Raw genomic sequence first — 24770 nt, 5'->3', positions numbered from 1 at the left:
CCTCAGGCTGCCTGAACGACGCCGTCCTTGCGCAGCGTGCGGACCTGGAAGGCGCCCGCCGGCGGGGCCCGAAGGATCGCTTGCTCCGGCTGCGAGAGATTGAGCCACGCCATGCCCTGGTCCGGCGCCAAGGTGACGATCTGGCGGTCGTGATAGGGCGCGACGTCGGAACCTGGCGCGGTGGTCAACAGGGTGAAGCAGCCCTCCTTGACGATCCCGGCGATCCAGAACCAGGGCTCGCCGGCCATGGTGAACAGGTGGCGGTCCTTGAGTTTCACAGGGGCGGCGGGGGCCGTGTACTCGATGAACCCATCGGCGAGCACCAGCACCCGGTCGCTGCGCGAAAAATCGCGGCCCTCCGAGCGGAAGTTGAATACCGGCGCGCCGCGCGGACCCGGCCAGGCCCAGGTCATCATCGCGCCCTCCAGCCCCTCGCCCGTCCCACCGACGACGAAGGCGCTGTCACGGATGCGGATCGCCGGCTGGGCGTCCAGCATGTTGGGAATCATGCCGTCCTTCCATCGGAACAACGGCAGGCCACGGCGATCGAACTCCTCGATGGCGTCCTTGAGCAGCTTGTGGCGCTGGAATTCATTGCACATGCCGCCAACCTAGACCCTGTCCCGGTTGGCTTGAAACAAGCTAACCGGGACAGGGTCGATTCTTTGAGTTTGGAGCCCTGCTTACCCACTCACGATGATCCATCGTGAGCGGGAAGGGCTCTAGCGCCCCAGCGACAAACGAAAAGGGCGGCCGCGTCGCCGCGACCGCCCTTCCCGATTTCGTTCCGACCAGAAGCCTTAGGCTTCTTCAGCGTCGGCCGGCTCGTCCTTCTTGGACAGGTCTTCGCCGGTTTCCTGGTCGACGATCTTCATGCTCAGGCGGGTCTTGCCGCGATCGTCGAAGCCCAGGAGCTTGACCTTCACGGATTGGCCTTCCTGCAGCACGTCCGAGACCTTGGCGACGCGGTCGCTGGAGATCTGCGAGACGTGCACCAGGCCATCCTTGGCGCCGAAGAAGTTCACGAAGGCGCCGAAGTCGACGATCTTCACGACCTTGCCGGTGTAGATGGCGCCGATTTCCGGCTCCGAAGCGATCGACTTGATCCACTCGCGGGCCGCATCGATCTTGGCCTGCTCGGCGGCCGCGATCTTGATGGTGCCGTCGTCGCCGATGTCGACCTTGGCGCCGGTCTTTTCCACGATTTCACGGATGACCTTGCCGCCCGAACCGATCACTTCACGGATCTTGTCGACCGCGATCTTCATGGTTTCGATCTTCGGGGCGAACTCGCCCAGCTCGGCGCGCGGAGCTTCCATGGCCTTGGCCATTTCGTCGAGGATGTGCTTGCGGCCACCCTTCGCCTGCTCCAGCGCCTGCTTCATGATCGCTTCGGTGATGCCGGCGATCTTGATGTCCATCTGCAGCGAGGTGATGCCGTCCTCGGTGCCGGCGACCTTGAAGTCCATGTCGCCCAGGTGATCTTCGTCACCCAGGATGTCCGACAGGACCGCGAAGCCGTCCGATTCCAGGATCAGGCCCATGGCGATGCCGGAGACCGGCTTCTTCAGCGGAACACCCGCGTCCATCAGCGCCAGCGACGAGCCGCAGACCGAGGCCATCGACGACGAACCGTTGGACTCCAGGATCTCGGAGACCAGGCGGATCGTGTAGGGGAAGTCCTCGTTCTTCGGCAGCATCGGGCGGATCGCGCGCCAGGCCAGCTTGCCGTGGCCGACTTCGCGGCGGCCCGGAGCGCCCATGCGGCCCGTCTCCCCGACCGAGAACGGCGGGAAGTTATAGTGCAGCATGAACTTCTCGTAGTACTTGCCTTCCAGCGCGTCGATCAGCTGCTCGTCGTCGCCGGTGCCCAGGGTGGCGACCACCAGGGCCTGGGTCTCGCCACGGGTGAACAGGGCCGAGCCGTGAGCGCGCGGCAGCACGCCGACTTCCGAGACGATCTGACGGACCTTGTCGACGGTGCGGCCGTCGATGCGGATCCCGGTGTCCAGGATGTTGCGACGGACGACGTCGGCTTCCAGTTCCTTGAACACGCCGCCCAGCTTGGCCGGGTCGACGCCGGTCGGGTTGGCGTCGGACTTGCCGAACTTCTCAGTCGCCTTGGCCTTGGCGGCCGAGACGGCGTCGTGACGCTGGCCTTTGGCGACGATCTTGTAGGCCGCGGCCAGATCCTTGCCGATCAGCTTCTTCACGTCGGCCTTGATGGCGTCGGTGTCGTCCGGGGTGAACTCGAAGGGCTCCTTGGCGGAGTGCTCGGCCAGTTCGATGATCGCGTCGATCACCGGCTGGATGCCGTTGTGGGCGAACATGACGCCCTTCAGGACCTCATCTTCGCTGAGCTCCTGGATTTCCGACTCGACCATCATGACCGCGTCGCTGGTCGAAGCGACGACCAGGTCCATGGCCGACTCTTTCATCTCGTCGAGGGTCGGGTTGAGGACGTACTCGCCGTTGATGTAGCCGACGCGGGCGGCGCCGATCGGGCCCATGAACGGGGCGCCGGAGATCACCAGGGCGGCCGAGGCCGCGACCATGGCGACCACGTCCGGGTCGTTCTCGAGGTCATGCGCCAGCACGGTGGTGACGACCTGGACTTCGTTCTTGAAGCCCTTGACGAACAGCGGGCGGATCGGACGGTCGATCAGGCGCGAGGTGAGGGTTTCCTTCTGGCTCGGCGCGCCTTCGCGACGGGGGAAGGAGCCGGGGATCTTGCCCGCGGCGTAGAACTTTTCCTGGTAGTTGACGGTCAGGGGGAAGAAGTCCTGACCCGGCTTGGCGCTCTTGGCGAAGACGGCGGTGGCCAGCACCATGGTCTCGCCGTAGGTGGCCAGCACCGAACCGTCGGCCTGACGGGCCATGCGGCCGGTTTCGAGGGTCAGCGTCTTGCCGCCCCACTCGATGGTCTTGCGTTTGATATCGAACATTTCGCTTCTTTCTCATCCCGCGGGCGTATTCCCAACGGGGGCGGACAGGGTCGGGGTTCCGAAATCCTCTCCAGACGATCAGGCGATGAGGATTGCTGTGGAACCCTCGGCGTGTAGCGGGCGCCCCTGACTTGGACCGCCCGGATCGCCGCTTTGTTCCCTTCGGCCTGTCGCGAAGGAAGCGGCGCAGTAGTGTTGACCTGATACGCAAAGCCCCCGGTTTCCCGGGGGCTGACCTCTCGGTCCTTAGCGGCGCAGGCCCAGCTTTTCGATCAGCGCCTGATAGCGGCCCTCGTCGGACTTCTTCAGGTGGTCGAGCAGCGAACGACGCGCGGAGACCAGCTTCAGCAGGCCACGACGCGAGTGGTTGTCTTTCTTGTGGGTCTTGAAGTGCTCGGTCAGGTTCGAAATCCGTTCCGAGAGAATGGCCACCTGGACCTCGGCGCTGCCGGTGTCGCCTTCGGTGCGGCCGTGGGTCTTGATGAGCTCAGCTTTACGCTCAAGCGTGATCGACATCGGTTAGTCTCCGCTCTTTTCCAGATGAAAGACCCGCGAGGGCTCGAGCTTGCCCGCACGCATCTCGCAGAGCGCCACGATCGATCCGCCCTCCATGGCTGAAACGGTTCGGGTCCCGGGGCTTAGCCGGGCCTTCAGCGCTTCGACCTGTCGGGGAACGAGAACGATCGGCCGTCCCTGCTTCAGCTTGAAGGCGTCTTCGGTGGTCACGGCCAGCTCCGGGATGTCGTCCAGGGCGGTCTCGACCGGAAGCAATGCCTCCAAGCAGCGGGCCTTATGGCCCAAATCTTCCAACAATTCCAGCGTTATCGCGGAGTCTTCGTCGAACGGGCCGACGCGGGTGCGGCGCAGCGCGCTGACATGGGCGCAGGCCCCCAGCCGTTCGGCGATGTCGCGGACGATGGCGCGGACATAGGTGCCCTTGCCGCATTCGACAGCGATCTCGACGTGGTCGGCGTCGGGCGCGTCGACCACCCGGGCGCTGTAGATGGAAATCTCGCGCGCCTTCAGCTCCACCGTCTCGCCGGCGCGAGCCAGGTCGTAGGCGCGCTCACCGTCGACCTTCACCGCCGAGAAGGCGGGCGGTATCTGCAGGATGTCGCCGATGAACTCCGGCAGCACGGCCGCCACCTGTTCCGGGGTCGGGCGCACGTCGGAGGTCGCGGTCGTGGCGCCCTCGCGGTCGAAGCTGGCGGTCGTGCGGCCCCATTCGATGGTGAAGCGGTAGGCCTTGTCCGCGTCCATCAGGAACGAGACGGTCTTGGTCGCCTCGCCCAGCGCGATCGGCAAGATGCCGGTGGCCAGGGGATCGAGGGTTCCGGCGTGACCGGCCTTCTGGGCGTTGAAGATCCGCCGCACCCGGCCCACGGCCTGGGTCGAACCGAAGTCGTAAGGCTTATCCAGATTGACCCAGCCCGAGATCGCATCGCCCTTCTTGCGGCGCGCCATCAGTCTTCGTCCTTCCAGGAATCCGACGGCGGCTGCGGCGTCAGGTCCTGGGCCACGCGCGGATCATCGAACAGCCGGCCGATGCGGGCCGCCTCGTCGAAGCTCTCGTCATGCAGGAACTTCAGGTCCGGCGTGAACTTCATGTCGATCGAGCGACCCAGCCGACCGCGCAGGAACTTGGCATGGCGGTTCAGCGCCTTGACCACGTCGTCGGCGTGCTCGCCGCCCAGCGGTTCGATGAAGCAGACCGCATGGCGCAGGTCCGGGCTCATCCGCACTTCGGTGACCGTGACCGACACGCCGGTGAGGGCCTCGTCGTTGAAGTCCTCTTCGCGGAGGATCTCGACCAGGGCGTGGCGCATCAGTTCGCCGGCGCGAAGCTGGCGCTGGGAAGGGCCCGCCGGGGCGGCGCGGCCCTTGGGGGAAGAGCGTTTCATGGACTTGCCTCTAACGACCTGGCGCGCGGATCGGACGCGGCGGCTCAGGAGAAGGGCGCGCTTCTAGGCGCGCGAGGTCAAGAAGTCTAGCCCGCGCCGGTCCGCTCCCGGAAGAACGCAAGGACCCGGCGTTCGGCTTCCTTGGTCGGACCGTCTTCGGCCAGATTGATGGTCAGCACCGAATGGGGATGCTTCAGGCCGCCGGGGACGGCGTCCTTCGGGTCGATCTCGATCGCCTCGAACTTGTCGCCGAACTCGCGTCGGTAGGTGTCGAACCGCGCGTCCGGCACGAACGGGTCGCCGTAGAAACGCAGGCCGATCATCGACAGCCCCTCCTCGTTGAACCGCTTGCGCGCGCAGGAGACCTCGGCCGGCGAGGCGCCGATCCCGGCGGCCCGCTGCGGCTTGCTGATCCCCAGTGGCAACGAGGGCTGCGACAGCACCGGGGCGACGACCGACGGCTCGGTCATCATCGCCAAGGCGAAGCCGCCGGTGAAGCACATGCCGACGGCGCCAACGCCCTTGCCGCCGCATTCGGCATGCGCCTTGCGCGACAGCGCCTTCAGCCACTCGACGATCGGGCTCGACTTGTCGGCGGCCCAGACGTTGAACTCGCGCCGAATGCAGATGCCGCCGAGCATGGTCAAGGCGCCGAGCGGGTGGTTGGCCGGGCGGCCCCGCTCGCCGAACAGGTGCGGGCAGTAGACGGTCATGCCGGCCGCGGCGACGCGGTCGGCGAAGCGGATCACCAGCGGATGCAGGCCTGGCATCTCGTGGATGACGATCACCGCCGGCCCCGAGCCGCGCTTGTAGACGTTGCGCGTCCAGCGCCCGTCGTCGAATGCGAACTTCTCGTACTGCGCCAGCGCCGCTTCGTAGCCCATCGCACCCTCCCCCTAACGCCGTTCGGCGAGGGGAGCTTAGCCCTATCGAGCCTTGGTTCGCAGCATCGAAAGATCGCCTTCGAAGCCCGACAGCCGCCAGGTCCCCTGCTGCTCGGTGAAATTCAGCAGGCAAGGCCCGTCCTTCTTGCGCGGCACGCAGACCTGCCCCTCGCCGACAGCTATAAGCTGGCCGCCGATCACCATGGGGCCGGGCAGCGGCTGGGCCGCGTCATAGCCGTAGTAGGCTGCGACCGAGCGGAACACGTTCGGCTGGATCAAGGCCTCGCCGGCGAGGTCGGCTAGGGTCGGGGCGATCAGCGCTCCCAGGGCGGCCAGCCCGTCGTTCGCACCGGACTTGCGCGCCTCGGCCATCATCCGGCCCTCGATCTGGCGCTTCAGCGCCGGGCGGTCGACATGCGCCTCGAAGGCGGCCTTGTCGTTGTCGCGGATCGACACCAGCAGCGCGTGCACGTCGGCGGCGGCGTCGTAGCGTTGGGCCGTGGCGCAGCCCGAAAGGACAAGCGCAGCCAGCGCCAGGATCAGAACTCTCATCAGGGGGTCGCCATATGTTGGGTGTAGCGCAGCATGTCGGTGTCGTATCCCAGGGCCTCCACCCGCGCCAACAGCGCGATGCGTTCGGCTTGCGAAGGCCGCGGCTCACGTGTCAGCAGCCAGAGGAATCGGCCCGAGCCCTCGCCGACGATCGCCCACTCATAGTTTTCGCCGCGGTCGAGCACCCAGTAGTTGGTCAGCAAAGCTGGGCCGAAGAATGACACCTTGAACTTCGCCCCCAGGCGATCGCCGGCCGGTCGCGCCTTGCCCTCCGACACCTTGATCGGGCCGCCGACCGATGCCTCGCGGCAGGTGTTTTTCACCGACACCTCGCCGTCAGGCAGGGCGGCGTACTCGGCGGTGACCGCCTCGCAGCCGCGCTCGAAGCCGTTCTCGTAGCGAGCGAACTCGTACCAGCGGCCGAGATAGCGGCTCATCTCGACGGGCTTGGCCGGCTCCGGGACATCGCGGTTGCCGACCGGCCCGGCGGCGCAGGCGGCGATGACCAGCGCCCCGAGGGCGGCGGCGAGACACGGACGCATGACGCCTCCTGGGTTGCGCTCCTCCTGGGGAATGCCTGCCGCGGCGATTGGCTCCGAAACGCAAAAGGCCCCCGGTTTCCCGGGGGCCTGATGACTTGGATGCGGAGCGGCCTAGAGGCTGCGCGCGACCTCTTCGAGGTTGAAGCACTCGATGACGTCGCCTTCCTTGATGTCCTGGAATCCCTCGAAGAACATCCCGCACTCGACGCCGGACCCGACCTCGGCGACTTCGTCCTTGAAGCGCTTGAGGGTCTTGAGCGTGCCGAGTTCGAGAACGACGATGTCCTCGCGGATGATCCGAACGCGAGCGCCGCGGCGAACCACGCCCTCGGTGACCCGGCAACCGGCGACCCGGCCGACCTTGGTGATGTCGAACACCTGCAGGACGCGCGCGTTGCCCAGGAAGGTTTCGCGTTGCTCCGGCGCCAGCATGCCCGAGAGCACGCCTTTGATGTCGTCGATCAGGTCGTAGATGATCGCGTAGTAGCGGATCTCGACGCCTTCACGTTCGGCCAGGGTCTGAGCCTGCTTCGAGGCGCGGACGTTGAAGCCGATGATCGGCGCGCCCGAACCCTTGGCCAGCATGACGTCGCTTTCGCTGATCGCGCCGGCGCCCTGCAGGATGATCCGCGCACGGACCTCGTCGGTGGCCAGCTTGTCGAGCGATCCGACGATGGCTTCAGCCGAACCCTGCACGTCCGCCTTGATGATGACCGGCAGCTCCGAGATCTTCTTGTCCTGAAGCTTGGCCATGAAGTCGGCCATGGTGACGCCGCCAGCGACCGGCGAACCGGCCTTCTCGCGCTTCACACGGGTCCGATACTCGGTCAGCTCACGGGCGCGGGCCTCGTTCTCCACGACCGCGAAGGGCTCGCCCGGGCTGGGCGTGCCGTCCAGGCCGAGGATCTCCACCGGCACGGACGGACCGGCCGAGTCGAGTTGCTCGTCGCGTTCGTTGAGCAGGGCGCGGACGCGGCCGAAGTTGGCCCCGGCCACGACGATGTCGCCGCGCTTCAGGGTGCCGCGCTTGACCAGCACGGTCGAAACCGCGCCGCGACCGCGATCGAGCTTGGCCTCGATGACCGTGCCGTCCGCGGTGCGGTCCGGGTTGGCCTTCAGGTCCATCATCTCGGCCTGCACCAGGATCGCCTCGATGAGGTTCTCCAGGCCGGTCTTCTTCAGGGCCGAGACTTCGATCACCTGGGTGTCGCCACCGAGGCTTTCGACCACGATCTCGTGCTGCAGCAGCTCGTTGATCACCCGCTGCGGATTGGCATCGGGCTTATCGATCTTGTTGATCGCCACGATGATCGGCGCGCCGGCCGCCTTGGCGTGCTGGATGGCTTCGGCCGTCTGCGGCATGACGCCGTCGTCGGCGGCCACGACCAGCACCACGATGTCCGTCACGTCAGCGCCGCGAGCGCGCATCGCCGAGAAGGCGGCGTGGCCGGGCGTGTCGAGGAAGGTCACGGCCTGGCCGTCGGCCAGACGCACCTGATAGGCGCCGATGTGCTGGGTGATGCCGCCATGCTCGCCGCCGGCGACGTCGGCCGAGCGCAGGGCGTCCAGCAGCGAGGTCTTGCCGTGGTCGACGTGGCCCATGACCGCCACGACCGGGGGCCGCGGAACCAGGTTGTCGTCGATATCCTCTTCGCCGATGAAGCCTTCTTCGACGTCGGCTTCCGAGACGCGCTTCACGGTGTGGCCGAATTCGGTGGCCACCAGCTCGGCGGTGTCGTTGTCGATGACGTCGTTGATCTTGAGCATCACGCCCTGACGCATCAGGAACTTGATGATCTCGACGCCGCGGGTCGCCATCCGGTTGGCGAGTTCCGCCACGGTGATGACGTCGGGGATGACCACTTCACGGGCCGCACGGGCCTGCTCCTGGCTACCGCCCTTGCGCTTTTCGCGTTCACGTTCGCGCGCCCGGCGGACCGAGGCCAGCGAACGCATCCGTTCGACGGCGCCCTCATCGTCACCGGCGACGGCCTGAATTGTCAGACGACCCTCGCGACGCTGGGCGGCGCCCTTCACACGGCTGATCGCCTTGTTCGGGGCGTTCGCCGCGGCCTTGCGGCGGGTGTCCTCGTCGTCGTCGGGCCGGCGGCCGGCCTCGCCGGGCCGCGGGGCCTGGCGGGTGGCGCGCTGGATTTCAGGCGTTGCGGGCGGAGCGTTCGGCGCAGCGCCGCGCGGCGGACGCGGGCCGCCGGGACGATCGCCGGGACGGCCGGCGCCGGGCGCCGGGCGCGGCGCGAGCGCCGAGTAGCGGACCGGCTCGCCGCTGGGACGCGGACGGTCGCCTTGCGGCCGATCACCCTGCGGGCGGGCGCCCTGCGGACGATCGCCACGCGGCGGGCCACGGTCGTCGCGCGGCGGACGCGGGGCGTCGGCGCGCGGGGCCCGTTGGCCGAAATTCATATTCTCGTAGCGACCCGGCGCACGCTCGGGACGATAGGTCGTCGTCGTCGGGCGATCATCGCGGCGTTCGCGCGAGGGTTCGTAGGTGCGGGTCTGGCCCGGCGCGGCGCGATGACCATCCGAGCGCGGAGCGTCCGAACGGGAACCTTCGCTGCGGGGCGCTTCCGGGCGCGGAGCCGGGGCCCGGGCCACAGGCGCCTGGGGCGCCGGAGCAGCGGGCGTGGGCGCAGGCGCAGGCGGCGCAGCAGCAGGCGCTTCAACGCTCGGCGCAGCCGCGGCAGGCGGCGGCGCGGGCGGCGCTTCAACGGGCTTCGCCGCCGCGGCGGCTGCGGCGGCCGCAGCGGCGCGGGCCGCTTCAGCCTCGGCGCGGGCGCGGTCCTCGCGGGCGCGCTGCTCGGCGGCCTGGCGGGCCTGATGCTCGCGGGCCAGCTCGATCGCGCGTTGACGGGCGCGTTGCTCGTCGGCCGACAGCCCCGATCCGTCGTTCGACGGTCCGCCTTGTGACGGGCGCGGCGACGAGGGCTGCGGCGAGTGAGCACGCTTTTCGGCCGAGGACGGCGCAGCAAGATTTCCCGCCGGCGCGGAATGCGTGCGCTGGCGCTTGGTCTCCACGACCACAGTCTTGGAGCGACCGTGGCTGAAGCTCTGCTTCACCGTGCCCGCGCTGACCGATCCAGCCCCACGGGGCTTGAGGGTCAGGGGAGCTCGCCCACCAGGGGCCCGGCCGTTGTCGTTCTCGTCGCTCATGCGCTCGCTTTACATATCGGCCGGGACGGTCCCGACCACGGACATTCCAATAGCTCTAGGCGCGCGAAACCGTCTTAGGTTCCGCCCGCCTCAGGAGGCTTTTCCTCGCGCCAACTCTCGGGAAGGAGCGGGCGGAAGCCAGATAGTCTCCGGACGTCATTCGTCCAGCGATCGGCGCCGCGCCCCGCAAGGAAGGCGGTGTGTATCACATTCTCGGCCCCCAAGGCCAAACCCAATTCCTCAGCGTCGAAGAGTCCGCAAAGCTGCGGCGGTTTGGGTGACTTGCGGGCCACATTCAGAATCTTGCGGCGGCCGTCCGCGGCGCCGTCGGACGCCTCGATCAGCCACGCGGCCTTGCCGGCGTTCAGGGTCGAAGCGACTTTCTCGAAACCGGAGATAAGTTCGCCGGCCCGTTTCGCAAGCCCAAGACCGTCCAACAGCCGTCGGCGGAGCAGGGACTCGACCTGGTCGGCGAGATCGGCCGAGGCGGCGAGCTTGGCCTTGGCGGCGCGGGAAAACGCCCCCTTCTTGACCGCCGTCTCCACCGACGCGCGGTCGGCGGCGACCCAGAGCCCCCGCCCCGGCAGCTTGCGCGCCAGGTCGGGAACCACCAGACCGCCCGGGCCGGCGACGAAGCGGACAAGCGCGCCCTCGTCCATCACCTGGCCCGAGACGATATCCCGCCGTTCCCGCGCGACCTGCGCGAGGGTTCGAGGGGCCTTCGTTCCGGCCGTGATGGAAGCGGGCGCGCTCACCTGGGATTAGGCCTCCGGGGTCTCTTCGGCCGCAGCTTCGACTTCGACCCCGGCTTCGGGGTCAGCGTCGGCCTCGTCGGCGTACTCTTCCTCAACTTCCGGCTCGGGCGGCGCCTCGACCCAGCCCATCACGATGCGCGCGCGCATGATCAGGGCCTCGGCCTCGGCAGCGTCGAGGTTGAAGCTCTCGAGGATGCCCGGCTCGCGCACGCGCTCGCCGTCGCGGTTCTCGAACCAGCCGCGCAGATCGTCCGGGATCAGGCCGGCCAGGTCCTCGACGTTCTTCACGTCGCCCTCGCCCAGCGCCACCGCCATCGGCAGGGTGACGCCCTCGATCTCGAGCAGGCCGTCCTCGACGCCGAGCGCCTTGCGCTTGGCGTCGTACTCGGCGGCTTCCTTGTCCAGGTACTCGCGAGCGCGGGTCTGGATTTCTTCGGCCGTGTCCTCGTCGAAGCCTTCGATGGCCGCGACTTCCGAGGCGTCGACATAGGCCACGTCCTCGACCGAGGCGAAGCCCTCAGTGACCAGCAGCTGGGCGATGACCTCGTCGACGTCCAGAGCTTCCTGGAACAGGGCGGTGCGCTCGGTGAACTCGCGCTGGCGGCGCTCGCTCTCCTGGCTCTCGGTCATGATGTCGATCTGCCACCCGGTCAGCTGGCTGGCGAGGCGCACGTTCTGGCCGCGGCGGCCGATGGCCAGCGACAGCTGTTCGTCCGGCACCACCACTTCGACGCGCTCGTCCTCCTCGTCCATGACGACCTTGGAGACTTCCGCCGGGGCCAGGCCGTTGACGATGAAGGTCGCCTCGTCCGGGCTCCACTGGATGATGTCGATCTTCTCGCCCTGCAGCTCGGCGACCACCGCCTGCACGCGCGAGCCGCGCATGCCGACGCAGGCGCCGACCGGGTCGATCGAGCTGTCGTTGGAGACGACGGCCATCTTGGCGCGCGAGCCCGGGTCGCGAGCGACCGCGCGGATCTCGATGACGCCGTCATAGACTTCCGGCACTTCCTGCGCGAACAGCTTGGCCATGAAGCCGCCGTGGGCGCGGCTGAGCAGGATCTGCGGGCCCTTGGTCTCGCGGCGAACGTCGTAGATGTAGCAGCGGATCCGGTCGCCGATATTGAAGTTCTCGCGCGGGATCGACTGGTCGCGGCGCATGATGCCTTCGCCGCGGCCCAGGTCGACGACGGTGTTGCCGTACTCGACGCGCTTGACCACGCCGTTGACGATCTCGCCGACGCGATCCTTGAACTCTTCGTACTGGCGCTCGCGCTCGGCTTCGCGGACCTTGCCGGTCACCACCTGGCGGGCCATCTGGGTCTGCACGCGGCCGAACTCGAACGGCGGCAGGATTTCTTCGTAGACCTTGCCGACGAAGGCGTCCTTGTCGCTGCGCAGGGCGTCGGCCAGGCGACGCACGCCGACCGGCTCTTCCGGGATGCCGTCCTCGGATTCGAACACCGCCTCGTCGTCGATGACGGTGATCACGCGCTTGACCGTGGTTTCGCCGGTCTTCGGGTCGATGCGCACGCGGATGTCGTGCTCGGCGCCGTACCGGGCGCGGGCGCCCTTCTGGATCGCTTCCTCGATCGCCTCGATCACGACTTCCTTGTCGATCGACTTCTCGCGGGCCACGGCCTCGGCGATCTGCAACAACTCAAGCCGGTTGGCGGAAATGCCGGTCAGGCTCATCGGTTTGCGTCCTCTTACTCGGGGGTGTCTTGGTCGGCCTCGGCGCTCAGGCGGGCGGCGCGTTCGTCCGCGCCGCGCTTCATCAGCGCGTCGGTCAGGATAAGTTTGGCGTCCACGATCCACTCGAACGGGATCATGGCCGTGGAGTCTTCGCCTTCCAGGTCGATGCCGATGGCGTCGCCCTCGACACCGGCCAGCACGCCGCGGAAGCGCTTGCGGCCCTCGGCGACGCGGTCGAGCTCGATCCGCGCCTCGAAGCCGTCGTAATTCTCGAAGTCCTTCAGCCGGGTCAGCGGCCGGTCGACGCCGGGCGAGGAGACTTCCAGCGTGTACTCGCCGGCGATCGGATCGGCGGCGTCCATCACCTCGGAGATCGCGCGCGACAGTCGGGCGCAGTCCTCGACCACCATTTCGCCCTCCGGCGTCTCGGCCATGATCTGCAGCCGCCGGGCTTCCTCGCCGCCCATCAGGCGCAGCCGGACGATCTCGTAGCCTGCAGCTTCCGCGACAGGGTCGAGGAGCTCCAGGAGGCGGCGGTCTTCAGCGGTCTTGCCACGCATAAGCTTGGCTGCTCTCCGGCAACAAAAAAGCGGCCGGGCCGAAGCCTGCCGCTCGTATGCGCTATCCAGCGCTAACGGACGATGTAACGGCTATATAGCGCGCGACCGCCGGTTTGTCAGCCCCCAGCCGCACAGGCTCCATTTCGACGTCTTTTACAGCTTTTCGGGCGGCAATCGGCGCGCGGCCCCTTTTCGCGGGGGCCTTATTGGTCCACAGACGGCGCCCTCAACTCTTGTGTCGCCAAGGTCCTTCTTCCCTATGGACATCTCCAAGATCCCCACCGGCGTGAACCCGCCCTACGACGTCAACGCCATCATCGAGATCCCGCAGGGCGGCGAGCCGGTTAAGTACGAGCTCGACAAGGACAGCGGGGCCATCATGGTCGACCGCTTCCTCCACACCGCCATGTACTATCCGGGCAACTACGGCTTCATCCCGCACACGCTGTCGGACGACGGCGACCCGATGGACGTGCTGGTCGTCGGCCCGACCCCGGTGGTCCCGGGCGCGGTGATCCGCGTGCGGCCGATCGGGACCCTAATGATGGTCGACGAAGCGGGCGGCGACGAGAAGATCCTCGCGGTGCCGGTCGACAAGCTGCACCCGTTCTATGCCGGCGTGGACTCCTGGCGCGGCCTGCCGGCCATCCTGACCGAACAGATCGCCCACTTCTTCCAGCATTACAAAGACCTGGAGAAGGGCAAGAGCGTCGAGATCGTGCGCTGGGCCGATCCGGAAGAAACCGGCGAGCTGATCCGCCAGGGCATCGAGCGCGCCAAGGCCGCCGGCAAGGGCCAGCCCGGAACGTGACGATAGGGGTCGCCGTCGACAGGTTTCGGCGGCGACCTTCCAGCTACCGTCTGATGAAGTCGAAAAAGACCGGCTCGCAGTCGCCCAGACGCTTTTCCTCGTAGCGCGTGGTGATGTGGTCGGCAGGCGCGATGCGCCAATCGTCGGCCTTCTGCGCCGGCCAATCGAACTCCGGCGAAGCCAAAATCCGCTCCAGCGCCCAGTCGGCGTATCCCGCCACGTCGGTGGCGAAGCGCAGCCGTCCGCCCGGCTTCAACACCCGCGCCAATTCAGCCACCATGTCGCTCTGCACGATCCGGCGCTTGTGATGGCGCGCCTTGGGCCAGGGGTCCGGGAACAGGATGAACACCCGATCGAGGCTGGCGTCCGGCAGGCGGGCGGCCAGCTCGCGGGCGTCGCCGTCGTGGATGCGGACGTTCTTCAAATCTTGTTCAGCCACGTGGCGTACGGCGCTGGCGACGCCGTTCAGGAACGGCTCGCAGCCGACGATCAGCACGTCGGGCGCGCGGGCGGCCTGGCTGGCCATGTGTTCGCCGCCGCCGAAGCCGATCTCGAGCCAGGCCTCGCGCGTCCCGGCCATCAACGCGCGCGGGTCGAACGGACCCTGCGGCGGCCGCAGCGACGGCAGCAGCTCCTCGACCAGGGCGGCCTGGCGCGGCTTGATCGGCCGCGACTTGATCCGGCCATAGGACCGCATCAGCGGGTGAGAGTTTTCTTCCATGCGCGCGCTCTACAACGACGAAGGCCGCCGCGCGAGTGCGCGACGGCCTTCGAATGTTCCAAACCCGATGTGGATCAGGCCAGGGCCTTCAGCTGATCGACCAGATCGGTCTTTTCCCAGGAGAAGCCGCCCTCGTTGTCCGGGGTGCGGCCGAAGTGGCCGTAGGCGGCGGTGCGGGCGTAGACCGGGCGGTTGAGGCCGAGGTGCTCGCGGATCGCGCGCGGCGTGGCGCCGCCGATCATCTGCGGCAGGGCCAACTCCAGCTTGGCCGGGTCGACCTGACCGGTGTCGTGCAGGTCGACATAGAAGCTGAGCGGGTCGGACACACCGATCGCGTAGCTGATCTGAATGGTGCACTTGCGCGCCAGGCCGGCGGCCACGACGTTCTTGGCCAGGTAGCGGCAGGCGTAGGCGGCCGAGCGATCGACCTTGGTCGGATCCTTGCCGGAGAAGGCGCCGCCGCCGTGCGGGGCCGCGCCGCCATAGGTGTCGACGATGATCTTGCGGCCGGTGAGGCCGGCGTCGCCGTCCGGGCCGCCGATCAGGAAGCGGCCGGTCGGGTTGACGTGCCACTTGGTCTTCTTGGTGATCAGGCCGCTCGGCAGGACGCTCTCGACGTACGGCTTGATGGCCGCGGCCAGGCGCTTCGAATTGACGGTCTGGTCGCCGATCTTTTTCTTGTGCTGGGTCGAGACGACGATCTTCAGGATCTCGACCGGGCGGCCGTCCTGGTAGAGCACCGTGACTTGGCTCTTGGCGTCCGGCTCAAGGAAGTCGGCCTCGCCCGAGTGACGGACCTCGGCCAGCTTGCGCAGGATGTCGTGCGAGTACTGCAGGGTCGCCGGCATCAGCGACGGGGTCTCGTCGCAGGCGTAGCCGAACATGATCCCTTGGTCGCCCGCGCCCTCTTCCTTCTTCTCGGTCGAGTCGACGCCGACGGCGATGTCGGCGGACTGCGGGTGCAGGAAGTTGGCGAACTTCGCCTTTTCCCAGTGGAAGCCCTTCTGGGCGTAGCCGATGTCCTTCACCGCGGCGCGGACCTTGGGCTCGAGACCGGCGAGGATCTCCTTGGTCATCGCCTTGTTCTCGGCCTTCGAGGCGCCCGGCTTGCCGGCCCGGACTTCACCGGCCAGCACGATGCGGTTGGTGGTGACCAGGGTCTCGCAGGCCACGCGGGCCTCGGGCTCCACCGACAGGAAGGCGTCGACCACCGTGTCGGAGATACGGTCAGCGACCTTGTCCGGATGGCCTTCGGAAACGCTTTCGCTGGTGAAGATGTAAGAGGAACGGCTCAAGAGGTAGCTCCGGAATCGGGCAGGCCGCCGCGCAGGGCGGCCCCATTTGGACGTCGTCGGCGAAAACCTATAAAGAAATCCTTATATCCCGCAAGCGACGTCCACGCGATCCGACGTCGCGGGGCGACGCAGCGAAGCCAGAGCGGCCCATGAGAATTGCTTGACGTGATCACGCCCGCCGCGCTGTGAAGGCGCGGACGCTGGTTCCGTGGGGGCGGATGGTTTTCTCATCCATCATCTTCATCTTCTACTTCCTGCCGGCGTTCCTGCTCGCCTACTATCTCAGCGGCTGGCGGACGGCCGTGCTGCTGGCGGGGAGCGCGCTATTCTACGCCTGGGGCGAGGGGGCGTTTCTCGCGCTTCTTGGCGCGCTGATTGTCGCCAACCATATCGGCGTCGGCGCCATGGATCGAAGCCGCGGCCGGGCGCGGCAAGCCCTGCTGGCGGGCATCATCATCACTGACCTCGCGGTGCTCGGCTGGTTCAAGTACGCCGGCTTCATCGGCGCGTCGCTGAACAGGCTGCTGACCGGCGCCCCCTTCCCAGAAGCCTCGCACCACCTGTTGCTGGGTATTTCGTTCTTCACGTTCCAGCTGATCAGCTATGCGGTCGACATCTATCGGCGCACCCTGCCGGCCGAGCGGTCGCTGGTCCGGTTCGCGACCTACGTGCTGATGTTCCCGCACCTGATCGCCGGCCCGATCGTGCGCTACGCGCACATCGCCGACGAGCTGCATTCCGACCGCCGCCGGTCCGGCCGGATCGGGCTGGGCGTCCAGTACTTCATCGTCGGCCTGTGCCAGAAAGTGCTGGTCGCCAACGCGGTCGCGCCGCTCGCCGATTTCGCCTTCGGCCTGCCGGCGGATACGCTCGACGCCACCACCGCCTGGCTGGGCGCCGTCGCCTACGCCCTGCAGATCTACTTCGACTTCTGCGGCTACTCGAACATGGCGATCGGCCTGGCCTTCATGCTCGGCTTCACCTTCCCGCGGAACTTCGACTACCCGTACGCCGCCGCCTCGATCACCGACTTCTGGCGGCGCTGGCACATCTCGCTCTCGTCCTGGTTCCGCGACTACCTCTACATCCCCCTGGGCGGAAACCGCGGGGGCAAGTTGCGAACGCTCCGCAACCTGCTCATCGTCTTCCTGCTGACCGGCCTGTGGCACGGCGCGGCCTGGACGTTCGTCGTCTGGGGACTGTTCCACGGCGCCTTCCTGATCCTCGAGCGGATCGGCCTGGGTCGCCTGCTGGCGCGCGCGCCCGGCGTGGTCCGGCACGCCTATGTCCTGATCGTGGTCATCGCCGGCTGGGTGATCTTCCGAGCCGAAAGCCTCGGCCAGGCGGGAGACTATCTGGGCGCCATGGCCAACCTGCGCAGCTTCCAGACGCCGCGCCTAGAGCTGGCGCGCCTCGCCGACATCGAGGTGGTCGTGACGCTCGTCGCCGGTTCGATCCTGTCGTTTCCGGTCCTGCCGGCCCTGCTCCAGCGCCTGCGGGCGCCCAGATCCGACGCGCCGTCGCCCGACCTTCCGTCGCGCCTGGACACGCGCTCGGCGCATGCGGTGCCGACCCCGCTGCTGCTCGCCGGCCTGACGCTCAGCGTCGCGGTGCTGGCTGGGACGACGCTCAACCCGTTCCTCTATTTCCGGTTCTAGGATGAGCGCCCCCCTCCCCCGTCCCGGATTGATCGCCGGCGCTGTCGCGCTGATGGTCGCGGCGTTCTGCCTGCCGGCAGTCCTGCCCAAGCCGGACCTGCGGGAAGGCCGCAAGCTCGCGCCGCCGCCAGCGCTTTCCTCTGGGATCACGGAGGCGCGGCGCCAGACGGACGCCTATGTCGCCGACAACTTCCCAGCTCGCCCCCTGCTGATCTCGACCCTCAACCTCGCGCGCCTGAAACTAGGGGTGAGCGGCTCGGACAAGGTGCTGATCGGCCGGGACGGCTGGCTGTTCTACAACGACGGCAGCCTGCTTGGGGCGGCGCGCGGCGCGTACCGGCTCGGCGCCGACGAAGCCCGGTCCCTACTGGCGAACCTGGAAGCCCGCTCGGACTACCTGCAGGCCCGGGGCGCCAGCTATCTCGTCGTCGCCGCGCCCGTGCGGGAGGCGATCTATCCGGAGTTCGCACCGTCCTGGTTCCACCTGGATCCGAGCCGATACAGCCGGGCCGCCGAAGCGCTGGCGAACGAGGCGACGCCCGGCCGCCTGCTCTATCTGGAGGCCGCGGTCACCGCAGCGAAGACCGCCGGCGTCACAACGTTCAGCAAACACGACACCCATTGGACCGGCGACGGCGCCTATGCCGGCTATGGCGCCATCATGCAGGCGCTGCGGGCCCAGGGCCTGGCTGAAACGACCCGGCCGCTCAGCGACTTCAGGCCGAACGACACCGACCCCAAACGCCCCCGCGACCTCGCCCGGATGATCGGCGTCGCCAGCTTCGTGCCCATCCGCTACCGGACCTATGAGGATCCCGCCGCCGCCAACTGGAGGACGACCTGGCTGGGCGGCGGCCGCCGCGACTTCACCGCGCCCCAGGTGATCGACACCGGAGCGCCGGACAAGCCCGTCCTGCTGATGCAGCGCGACTCGTTCTCCATCGCCCTGCTGCCGTTCCTGACCGGACACTTCAGCAAGGTGATCCTGACGCATATCGACGACGGATATTGGCGGTCCGACCTGATCGAGCGGTTCAAGCCCGACTTCGTAATCCTCGAAGTGCAGGAGGCGGGCCTGGGCACCGTGCTTTCGACGGCGCCTGGATCGAGCCCCCCCGCCGGACCGTCGATCGAGGCGGCCATCGACAAGGCGAGAAGCCTGCGGCCGGTGCTGGCCTCAGAGCGGCGGGAACTGGCCAGCGCCCGGAAGGCCCCAGGCTGCGCGGTCGACAGGGTCGAGTCCCGCGGCGGCGACCTGCAGATCACGGGTTGGATTTCCGACCTGCGTGCGGAAGCCGGCCTTGGCCGGGCCGCGGTGCGTTTGAGCGGTCCTGCCGGCGACTTCATTCAGGAGATTGCGGTGGACCGCCCCCGACCGGACCTGCGGATTGCGTTCAAGCGGCCGGTCGGAGAACCCAACGGCTTCGACGCCCGCCTGATCTCCACGCCCGCACCGAGCGGAAGCTACGGCATGACCATCTATCGGGCCTCGTCCGGGGGGTGGCTCGCCTGTCCTGGCCCCAAGGTCCAGATCGGCTGAGCGGCCGCCTCAGTCGTCGAGGATCGAGGGGTCTTCTTCGACCATGGCGCGGACGAGATCGAGGATCCGCCGACGCACGCGCGGCGGGGTGATCCGCGGGAAGGCGCTGGCCAATTCGACGCCCTCGGGCGTCAGCAGGAAGGCTTGCAGGTGAGCTTGGCCGCCGGGCGAGCCGTCGGCGCCGATGGTGGCGGTGTCGGCCAGCCCCTCGAAGAAGTAGGCCGTCGAGGTTTCGAGCGCGCGGGCCATCTCGTAGAGCTTGGAGGCCGAAACCCGGTTCGCCGCCCGCTCGTACTTCTGGACCTGCTGAAAGGTCAGGCCGATCGCCTCGGCGAGTTTTTCCTGGCTGACCCCCAGTTCCTTACGACGAAGCCTGATGCGCAGGCCGACATGCACGTCGATTGGATTGGGAACGCTATCGAGGTCCTTGGACATGGGCTCACCTTAGACGAGCCTCGACTGACGCGTCAAAAACCTGACCAATTCGTCAATTCCGCTCTATTCGCCGATGTAACTGTCGAAATCCGACCATGGCCAGCGAAAGGAGCAACATCATGGCGAAGCCTGCTTCGCTGATTACACTGTAGATTGTCCTAGCCCGCGGAGCGGGCAACCGAGCGTCGATCACGCCCGTTTTTCCGAGTCCGAGTTCGGCCCCCGGGACGATCCGACCCTGGGCGTCGATGACCGCCGAAACGCCGGTAGGGGTCGCCCGAATGATCGGCAGGCCACTCTCGATCGCGCGATAGCTAGCGATGTTGAGATGCTGCCAGGGGCCGCTGGTGGCCCCGAACCAGGCGTCGTTGGAGACGTTCAGCAGCCACTGGGGCCGCAGGCCGGCGCGCGTCGCGGCGGCTTCGGCGAAGCGCGGAAACAGCGCCTCGTAGCAGATCAGCGGCTGCAGCGGCGGCAGGCCCTGAGGCGAGATCGGCCTGGGCGCCGGACCGGCGGTGAAGTCCTCGGGCATATGCACCAGGCTGCGGATGCCGAGCCGGGTCGCCAGGTCGCCGAAGGGCAGGAACTCGCCGAACGGCACCAGCCGGTGCTTGTCGTAGACGCCCGTGACCTTCAGGCCCTCGGGTTCGCCGCGCAGGGCGACGAGGCTGTTGAAATAGTCGGGCTGCCCCTGGGCGTCGAACTGCACGCGATTAGCGCCCAACAGCAGGGTCTGGCCCGGCGCGACCGCCTGGGCGAAGCGGGCGACATAGGGGCTGCCCGGCGCGAGCAGGTCATCGATGACCGCCGGCAACGCGCCCTCGGGCCAGACGATGATCTGCGGGACCGGGTCGCCGGGCTTGCCGCGCGACAGCTCGACATAGGCCTCGACGATGGCGTCGAGGTTCTCGGGCTTCCACTTGTCCTTCTGGTCGATATCGGCCTGGACGATGCGCACCATCGGCGCGTCGGCGCGGACGGGCGGGGCGGTCGACAGGCGCACGGTCCCGAAGGCGAACATGCCCGCCAGCACAAGCGCCGCCAGCAGCGGACCGGCGAACCGGCGGCGCGGCGAGCCGGCGTCCAGCGCCAGGGCGAAGCTCGCCGCCAGCGCGATGGTCACCCAGCTGAGGGCGTAGGGCCCGATCAGCGAAGCGACCTGCGACACCGCCCCGCCGGCGGTCCAGCTCTCGCCGGGCAGATTCCACGGGAACCCGGTGAAGATGTGCGAGCGCACCCATTCGAGCAACGCCAGGGCGCCGGCGAACACCAGCACCCGGCCCGGGCCGCGAACATCGGCGATGCGATAGAGCAGCGCGGCCAGCCCCCAGAACAGGGCCAGCCCGCCGGCCATGAACAGCAAGGCGAACGGCGCCATCCAACCGTGGGCCGCAGCGTCGACCAGGAACGCCTCGGTGATCCACCAGACGCCGACCGCGAAGTAGCCGACACCCGCCAGCCAACCGCGGAAAAAGGCCGAGCGCCGCGGCCGGGCGCCGGTCGTCTCCGCCATCCGCATCATCAGGGCGTAGCCGAGCAGGCCCGGCAGCACGCCGAACGGCGGATGCGCTAGGCCGGCCGCGACGCCGGCGCCCAGCGCCAGCAGCCGCGCGAGCCAGGGAGACGGCGTTTTCAGATCAGACCTCTTCGCCGGACGGCGCCGTCACGGGCGCGAACCGCACCCGCTTTACACGTCTGGCGTCGGAATCCAGCACCTGGATTTCGAAGCCTGCGGGATGGGCGATGACCTCCCCGCGCTGCGGCACGCGGCCGGCGAGGGCCGAGACGAGCCCGCCGACGGTGTCGATCTCCTCGTCCAGTTCGCCGGGCGCCAGATGCTCGCCCAGGGCCGCCTCCAGCTTCTCCAGCGGCGCGCGGGCGTCGACCTCGTAGACGCCCCCTGCCCGCGGCGTGATGGAGGCGACCGCGGCCTCGTCGTGCTCGTCGTCGATCTCGCCGACCACGGCCTCGACCAGGTCCTCCATGGTCACCAGGCCGTCGGTGCCGCCGAACTCGTCGATGACCATGGCCATGTGAGTGCGCTCGGCCTGCATGCGCAGCAACAGGTCGGCGGCGCGCATAGATCCGGGCACGTAGAGCGCGTCGCGGCGCAGCTTCTGGAGCACCAGGTCGGACGGGCCGGGCCGTCGGCCGCGCCCGGCCAGCAGCTTGAAGATGTCCTTGACGTGGATGACCCCCACGGGATCGTCCAGGGTCTCGCGGTAGATCGGCATCCGGCTGTGCTCGGACTCCGCGAACAGGTCGACCACTTCGGAGAACGACGTCGACAGCTCGACCGCGACGATGTCGACGCGCGGCGTCATCACGTCGGAGACCCGCAGGGTCTGGAAGGCGGCCGCCTGTTCTACGAGGCCGTTGGCGCCCGACGTCGGGCCCGGCGGCGGCGCCTCGGCCCGGCCGGCCCGAAGTTTGCGAAAGAACGCCCGAATCCCCCGGCTTCGACTGGGAGGTTCGGGCGGACTGGATATCCCGTCCGAAGAGTTAGCCATGGTCTCCCTGCTCAGCCGCGTAGGGGTCAGGAACCCCGAGCCCGGCCAGGATGACGCGCTCTAGACCTTCCATGTGTTCGGCCTCGGCGTCGGTCTCGTGATCGTATCCTAAAAGATGCAGCACGCCATGCGCCACCAGATGCTGCAGGTGGTGCGCGAGCGGCTTGCCCTGTTCGGCGGCTTCGCGGGCGCAGACGCCGAACGCCAGGGCGATGTCGCCCAGGTGTCCCTCCGGGTTCTGCGGCGCGAGGAAGGACAGGACATTGGTCGCATAGTCCTTGCCGCGGAACCGGGCGTTGAGGTCGCGCACGCTGTCGTCGTCGGTCAGCAGGATGGTGACTGCGTCACCGTCGAACTCGGCCTGCCGCAAGGCCGCGGCGGCGGCGGCCTGCACGAGATCCTGCGCCTGCGGCGCGGCGGCGACCCAGGCTTCGTCCTCGATCTCGATATCGATCAAATCGCGCGTCCGCTCTTGGCCGCATCGGCGTCGTAGGCGCGCACGATGCGTTCGACCATCGGGTGGCGCACCACGTCCTCGACCGAGAACCGGTTGACCCCGACCCCTTGGACGCCCTCCAACAGGCCGACCGCGTGGGCGAGGCCGGAATCGGCGGCGTTGACCAGGTCGATCTGGCTGGGGTCGCCGGTGACCGCCATGCGCGAGCCCTCGCCGATGCGGGTCAGGACCATCTTCATCTGCAGCCGGGTGGTGTTCTGAGCCTCGTCGATGATGATGAAGGCGTGGCTGAGCGTGCGGCCGCGCAGGAAGGCGATCGGCGCGACCTCGATCTCGCCCTTCTCCCGCCGCCGGCGCAGCTGCTCGGCGCCGATGATGTCGGTCAGCGCCTCCCAGACCGGGGCCATGTAGGGGTCGACCTTCTCGTTCATGTCGCCGGGCAGGAAGCCGAGCCGCTCGCCCGCCTCCACCGCCGGACGGCTGACGATCAAGCGGTCGACCTCGCCGCGCAGCAGCAGGCCCGCGCCGTGGGCCACGGCCAGGAAGGTCTTGCCGGTGCCGGCCGGGCCGAGACCGAAGACCAGTTCGCACTTGTTGAGCGAGTCGAGATAGCGGGCCTGGCCCGGGGTGCGCGGCGCGACCTGGCCGCGACGGCCGCTGGGCAGGCCGCCGGCCGGCGACTTGCCGGTCCCGGCGCGGGCGGCGCCGATGGCGACCCGGACGTCGGCCTCGGTGACCTCGCGGCCGGAGTCGGCCTGGGCGGCCAGGGCGGCGACCACCTGCTTGGCCCCGGCGCGGGACTTGGCGTCGCCATTGATCGACACCCCGCCGCCGGGGGTCTCGATCAGGACGTTGAAGGCGTCCTCGATCAGCGCCGCATGGCGGCTGGCGGCGCCGGCCACCGCACGGGCGGCCTCGTCCGAAAGCGGGATGTACTCGGGGCGGCTCACGCGGTCTCCATCTCGAGCACGCCGGCCAGGCTCATCTTGTGGGCCGTCTCGATGCGCACAGGCACGATCTGGCCGATCAGCCGCTCGGGGCCTTCGACGTGGACGGCCTGCAGATAAGGGCTGCGGCCCGAGAGCTGGCCCGGATGGCGGCCGGGCTTTTCGAACAGCACCGGCAGCACCTTGCCGACCTGAGCGGCGTTGAAGGCGCGCTGCTGCTCGTCGATCAGGGCGTTGAGGCGGGCCAGCCGCTCGTCCTTGACCTCCTCGGCCACCTGGCCCGGCAGGGCGGCGGCCGGGGTGCCAGGACGGCGCGAGTACTTGAAGGTGAAAGAGGCGGCGTAACCGACCTCGCGCACCAGCTGCAGGGTCGCCTCGAAGTCGGCGTCGCGCTCGCCCGGGAAGCCGACGATGAAGTCGCCGGACATGGCGATGTCGGGCCGCGCGGCGCGGATCTTCTCGACCAGCCGCAGGTAGCTTTCCGCGGTGTGGGCGCGGTTCATCGCCTTGAGGATCTTGTCCGAGCCGGCCTGCACCGGCAGGTGCAGATAGGGCATCAACTGCGGCAGCTCGGCGTGGGCGGCGATCAGCGCCTCGTCCATGTCGGCCGGGTGGCTGGTGGTGTAGCGGATGCGGTCCAGGCCCTCGATCTGCGCCAACTGGCGCGCCAGGCCCGCCAGGCCGCCTTCACCGGCGTAGGCGTTGACGTTCTGGCCCAGCAGGGTGACCTCGCGAACGCCCTTGGCGGCCAGATCGCGGGCCTCGGCCAGGATGGTCTCGACCGGGCGCGACCACTCCCCGCCGCGGGTGTAGGGCACGACGCAGAAGGTGCAGAACTTGTCGCAGCCTTCCTGCACCGTGAGGAAGGCGGTGACGCCCTCCGGATTGCGTTCGACCGGCAGGGCGTCGAACTTCTCGTCGGCGGCGAAGTCGGCGGCCAGGCGCTCGCCGCGGGCCCGGTGGGCGCGGGCGATCAGCTCGGGCAGCTGATGATAGGCCTGCGGCCCGACCACCAGGTCGACGGCCGGCTGGCGCAGCATGATCTGCTCGCCCTCGGCCTGGGCGACGCAGCCGGCGACGGCGATGGTCATCTTGCCGCCGGCCTCGGCCTTCGCCTGCTTCATCAGCTTGATCTGGCCGAGCTCGGAATAGACCTTCTCGGTGGCCTTCTCGCGGATGTGGCAGGTGTTGAGGACGACGAGGTCGGCGTCCTCCGGGGTCGAAGTCACGCCGTAGCCCAGCGGCGCCAGCACGTCGGCCATGCGCTCGCTGTCATAGACGTTCATCTGACAGCCGTAGGTCTTGATGAAGAGGCGCTTTGCAGGCGCAGAACCGGTCATGCCGGCGTTATGGGGTTGCGAGCGCCCCCACGCAAGTTTTCCACCTGACGCAGG

23 protein-coding genes are annotated in these 24770 nt (G+C 68.3%); 3 read left to right on the top strand and 20 right to left on the bottom strand.

Going from position 1 to position 24770, the window contains the following annotated elements:
* Positions 1 to 2: 2 nt before the first annotated feature.
* The 12 genes from O4N75_RS00810 to rimP form a co-directional block, all read right to left on the bottom strand.
* Positions 3 to 602: an SOS response-associated peptidase family protein gene (locus tag O4N75_RS00810; protein ID WP_269627519.1), complete on the bottom strand. Its 600-nt coding sequence runs from the start codon at positions 600 to 602 to the stop codon at positions 3 to 5.
* A 198-nt stretch (positions 603 to 800) separates the two neighbouring features.
* Positions 801 to 2945: a polyribonucleotide nucleotidyltransferase gene (gene pnp, locus O4N75_RS00805; protein WP_269627518.1), complete on the bottom strand. Its 2145-nt coding sequence runs from the start codon at positions 2943 to 2945 to the stop codon at positions 801 to 803.
* Positions 2946 to 3191: 246 nt separating this feature from the next.
* On the bottom strand, positions 3192 to 3461 hold the full coding sequence (gene rpsO / locus O4N75_RS00800; RefSeq protein ID WP_267234279.1) for a 30S ribosomal protein S15: 270 nt from the start codon (positions 3459 to 3461) through the stop codon (positions 3192 to 3194).
* A gap of 3 nt (positions 3462 to 3464) precedes the next feature.
* Positions 3465 to 4409 carry a tRNA pseudouridine(55) synthase TruB gene (gene truB / locus O4N75_RS00795; RefSeq protein ID WP_269627517.1) on the bottom strand — a complete coding sequence of 315 codons (945 nt, stop codon included), beginning with the start codon at positions 4407 to 4409 and terminating at the stop codon, positions 3465 to 3467.
* The gene (rbfA, locus tag O4N75_RS00790; protein WP_267234277.1) at positions 4409 to 4846 is read right to left on the bottom strand and encodes a 30S ribosome-binding factor RbfA; all 438 of its coding nucleotides are present in this window, start codon (positions 4844 to 4846) and stop codon (positions 4409 to 4411) included. The genes truB and rbfA overlap by 1 nt, the downstream gene beginning before the upstream one ends.
* A gap of 86 nt (positions 4847 to 4932) precedes the next feature.
* On the bottom strand, positions 4933 to 5730 hold the full coding sequence (locus O4N75_RS00785) for a dienelactone hydrolase family protein (RefSeq protein WP_269627516.1): 798 nt from the start codon (positions 5728 to 5730) through the stop codon (positions 4933 to 4935).
* Between the two features lie 42 nt (positions 5731 to 5772).
* Positions 5773 to 6282: a DUF2939 domain-containing protein gene (locus tag O4N75_RS00780; protein WP_269627515.1), complete on the bottom strand. Its 510-nt coding sequence runs from the start codon at positions 6280 to 6282 to the stop codon at positions 5773 to 5775.
* Positions 6282 to 6824: a lipocalin family protein gene (locus tag O4N75_RS00775; protein ID WP_269627514.1), complete on the bottom strand. Its 543-nt coding sequence runs from the start codon at positions 6822 to 6824 to the stop codon at positions 6282 to 6284. The genes O4N75_RS00780 and O4N75_RS00775 overlap by 1 nt, the downstream gene beginning before the upstream one ends.
* 111 nt (positions 6825 to 6935) lie before the next feature.
* The gene (gene infB / locus O4N75_RS00770) at positions 6936 to 9992 is read right to left on the bottom strand and encodes a translation initiation factor IF-2 (protein ID WP_269627513.1); all 3057 of its coding nucleotides are present in this window, start codon (positions 9990 to 9992) and stop codon (positions 6936 to 6938) included.
* A gap of 74 nt (positions 9993 to 10066) precedes the next feature.
* Positions 10067 to 10747, bottom strand: a complete 681-nt coding sequence (locus tag O4N75_RS00765) for an RNA-binding protein (RefSeq protein ID WP_269627512.1) — start codon at positions 10745 to 10747, stop codon at positions 10067 to 10069.
* 6 nt (positions 10748 to 10753) lie between these two features.
* A complete protein-coding gene (nusA, locus tag O4N75_RS00760) occupies positions 10754 to 12442 on the bottom strand; it encodes a transcription termination factor NusA (protein WP_269627511.1) in 1689 nt (562 codons plus the stop codon).
* A 14-nt stretch (positions 12443 to 12456) separates the two neighbouring features.
* Positions 12457 to 13002, bottom strand: coding sequence for a ribosome maturation factor RimP (gene rimP, locus O4N75_RS00755; RefSeq protein ID WP_269627510.1), 546 nt, complete (start codon positions 13000 to 13002; stop codon positions 12457 to 12459).
* Between the two features lie 259 nt (positions 13003 to 13261).
* Between rimP and ppa the strand changes: the two genes are divergently transcribed.
* Positions 13262 to 13813 (top strand): inorganic diphosphatase, encoded by a 552-nt coding sequence (gene ppa, locus O4N75_RS00750; protein ID WP_267233587.1) that lies wholly within the window; start codon positions 13262 to 13264, stop codon positions 13811 to 13813.
* A gap of 43 nt (positions 13814 to 13856) precedes the next feature.
* Here the strand turns inward: ppa and trmB are convergent, their stop codons facing one another.
* A complete protein-coding gene (trmB, locus tag O4N75_RS00745; protein WP_269627509.1) occupies positions 13857 to 14534 on the bottom strand; it encodes a tRNA (guanosine(46)-N7)-methyltransferase TrmB in 678 nt (225 codons plus the stop codon).
* A gap of 74 nt (positions 14535 to 14608) precedes the next feature.
* Positions 14609 to 15829, bottom strand: a complete 1221-nt coding sequence (gene metK / locus O4N75_RS00740) for a methionine adenosyltransferase (protein WP_269627508.1) — start codon at positions 15827 to 15829, stop codon at positions 14609 to 14611.
* 218 nt (positions 15830 to 16047) lie between these two features.
* Between metK and O4N75_RS00735 the strand changes: the two genes are divergently transcribed.
* Both O4N75_RS00735 and O4N75_RS00730 read left to right on the top strand, forming a co-directional pair.
* Positions 16048 to 17487 (top strand): MBOAT family protein, encoded by a 1440-nt coding sequence (locus O4N75_RS00735; protein ID WP_269627507.1) that lies wholly within the window; start codon positions 16048 to 16050, stop codon positions 17485 to 17487.
* Between the two features lies 1 nt (position 17488).
* A complete protein-coding gene (locus tag O4N75_RS00730; protein ID WP_269627506.1) occupies positions 17489 to 19027 on the top strand; it encodes a hypothetical protein in 1539 nt (512 codons plus the stop codon).
* Positions 19028 to 19036: 9 nt separating this feature from the next.
* On the opposite strand, the gene O4N75_RS00725 is transcribed toward O4N75_RS00730, so the two are convergent.
* From O4N75_RS00725 to miaB, 6 genes are read right to left on the bottom strand one after another with little or no spacing between them, the layout of a single operon-like run.
* A complete protein-coding gene (locus O4N75_RS00725) occupies positions 19037 to 19462 on the bottom strand; it encodes a helix-turn-helix transcriptional regulator (RefSeq protein ID WP_269627505.1) in 426 nt (141 codons plus the stop codon).
* A gap of 52 nt (positions 19463 to 19514) precedes the next feature.
* The gene (gene lnt / locus O4N75_RS00720; protein WP_269629411.1) at positions 19515 to 21059 is read right to left on the bottom strand and encodes an apolipoprotein N-acyltransferase; all 1545 of its coding nucleotides are present in this window, start codon (positions 21057 to 21059) and stop codon (positions 19515 to 19517) included.
* A 40-nt stretch (positions 21060 to 21099) separates the two neighbouring features.
* Positions 21100 to 21972: a hemolysin family protein gene (locus O4N75_RS00715; RefSeq protein ID WP_269627503.1), complete on the bottom strand. Its 873-nt coding sequence runs from the start codon at positions 21970 to 21972 to the stop codon at positions 21100 to 21102.
* The gene (ybeY, locus tag O4N75_RS00710) at positions 21965 to 22429 is read right to left on the bottom strand and encodes an rRNA maturation RNase YbeY (RefSeq protein ID WP_269627502.1); all 465 of its coding nucleotides are present in this window, start codon (positions 22427 to 22429) and stop codon (positions 21965 to 21967) included. The genes O4N75_RS00715 and ybeY overlap by 8 nt, the downstream gene beginning before the upstream one ends.
* A complete protein-coding gene (locus O4N75_RS00705; RefSeq protein ID WP_269627501.1) occupies positions 22426 to 23379 on the bottom strand; it encodes a PhoH family protein in 954 nt (317 codons plus the stop codon). The genes ybeY and O4N75_RS00705 overlap by 4 nt, the downstream gene beginning before the upstream one ends.
* Positions 23376 to 24716, bottom strand: coding sequence for a tRNA (N6-isopentenyl adenosine(37)-C2)-methylthiotransferase MiaB (gene miaB, locus O4N75_RS00700; protein WP_269627500.1), 1341 nt, complete (start codon positions 24714 to 24716; stop codon positions 23376 to 23378). Before miaB ends, O4N75_RS00705 begins: the two co-directional genes overlap by 4 nt.
* Positions 24717 to 24770 lie beyond the last annotated feature (54 nt).

Origin of the sequence: Phenylobacterium sp. NIBR 498073 (assembly GCF_027286305.1) — a bacterium.
Taxonomy (GTDB): Bacteria; Pseudomonadota; Alphaproteobacteria; order Caulobacterales; family Caulobacteraceae; genus Phenylobacterium.
Note: the sequence above shows the minus strand (reverse complement) of the source record. Positions and strands in the feature narration are given on the sequence as shown.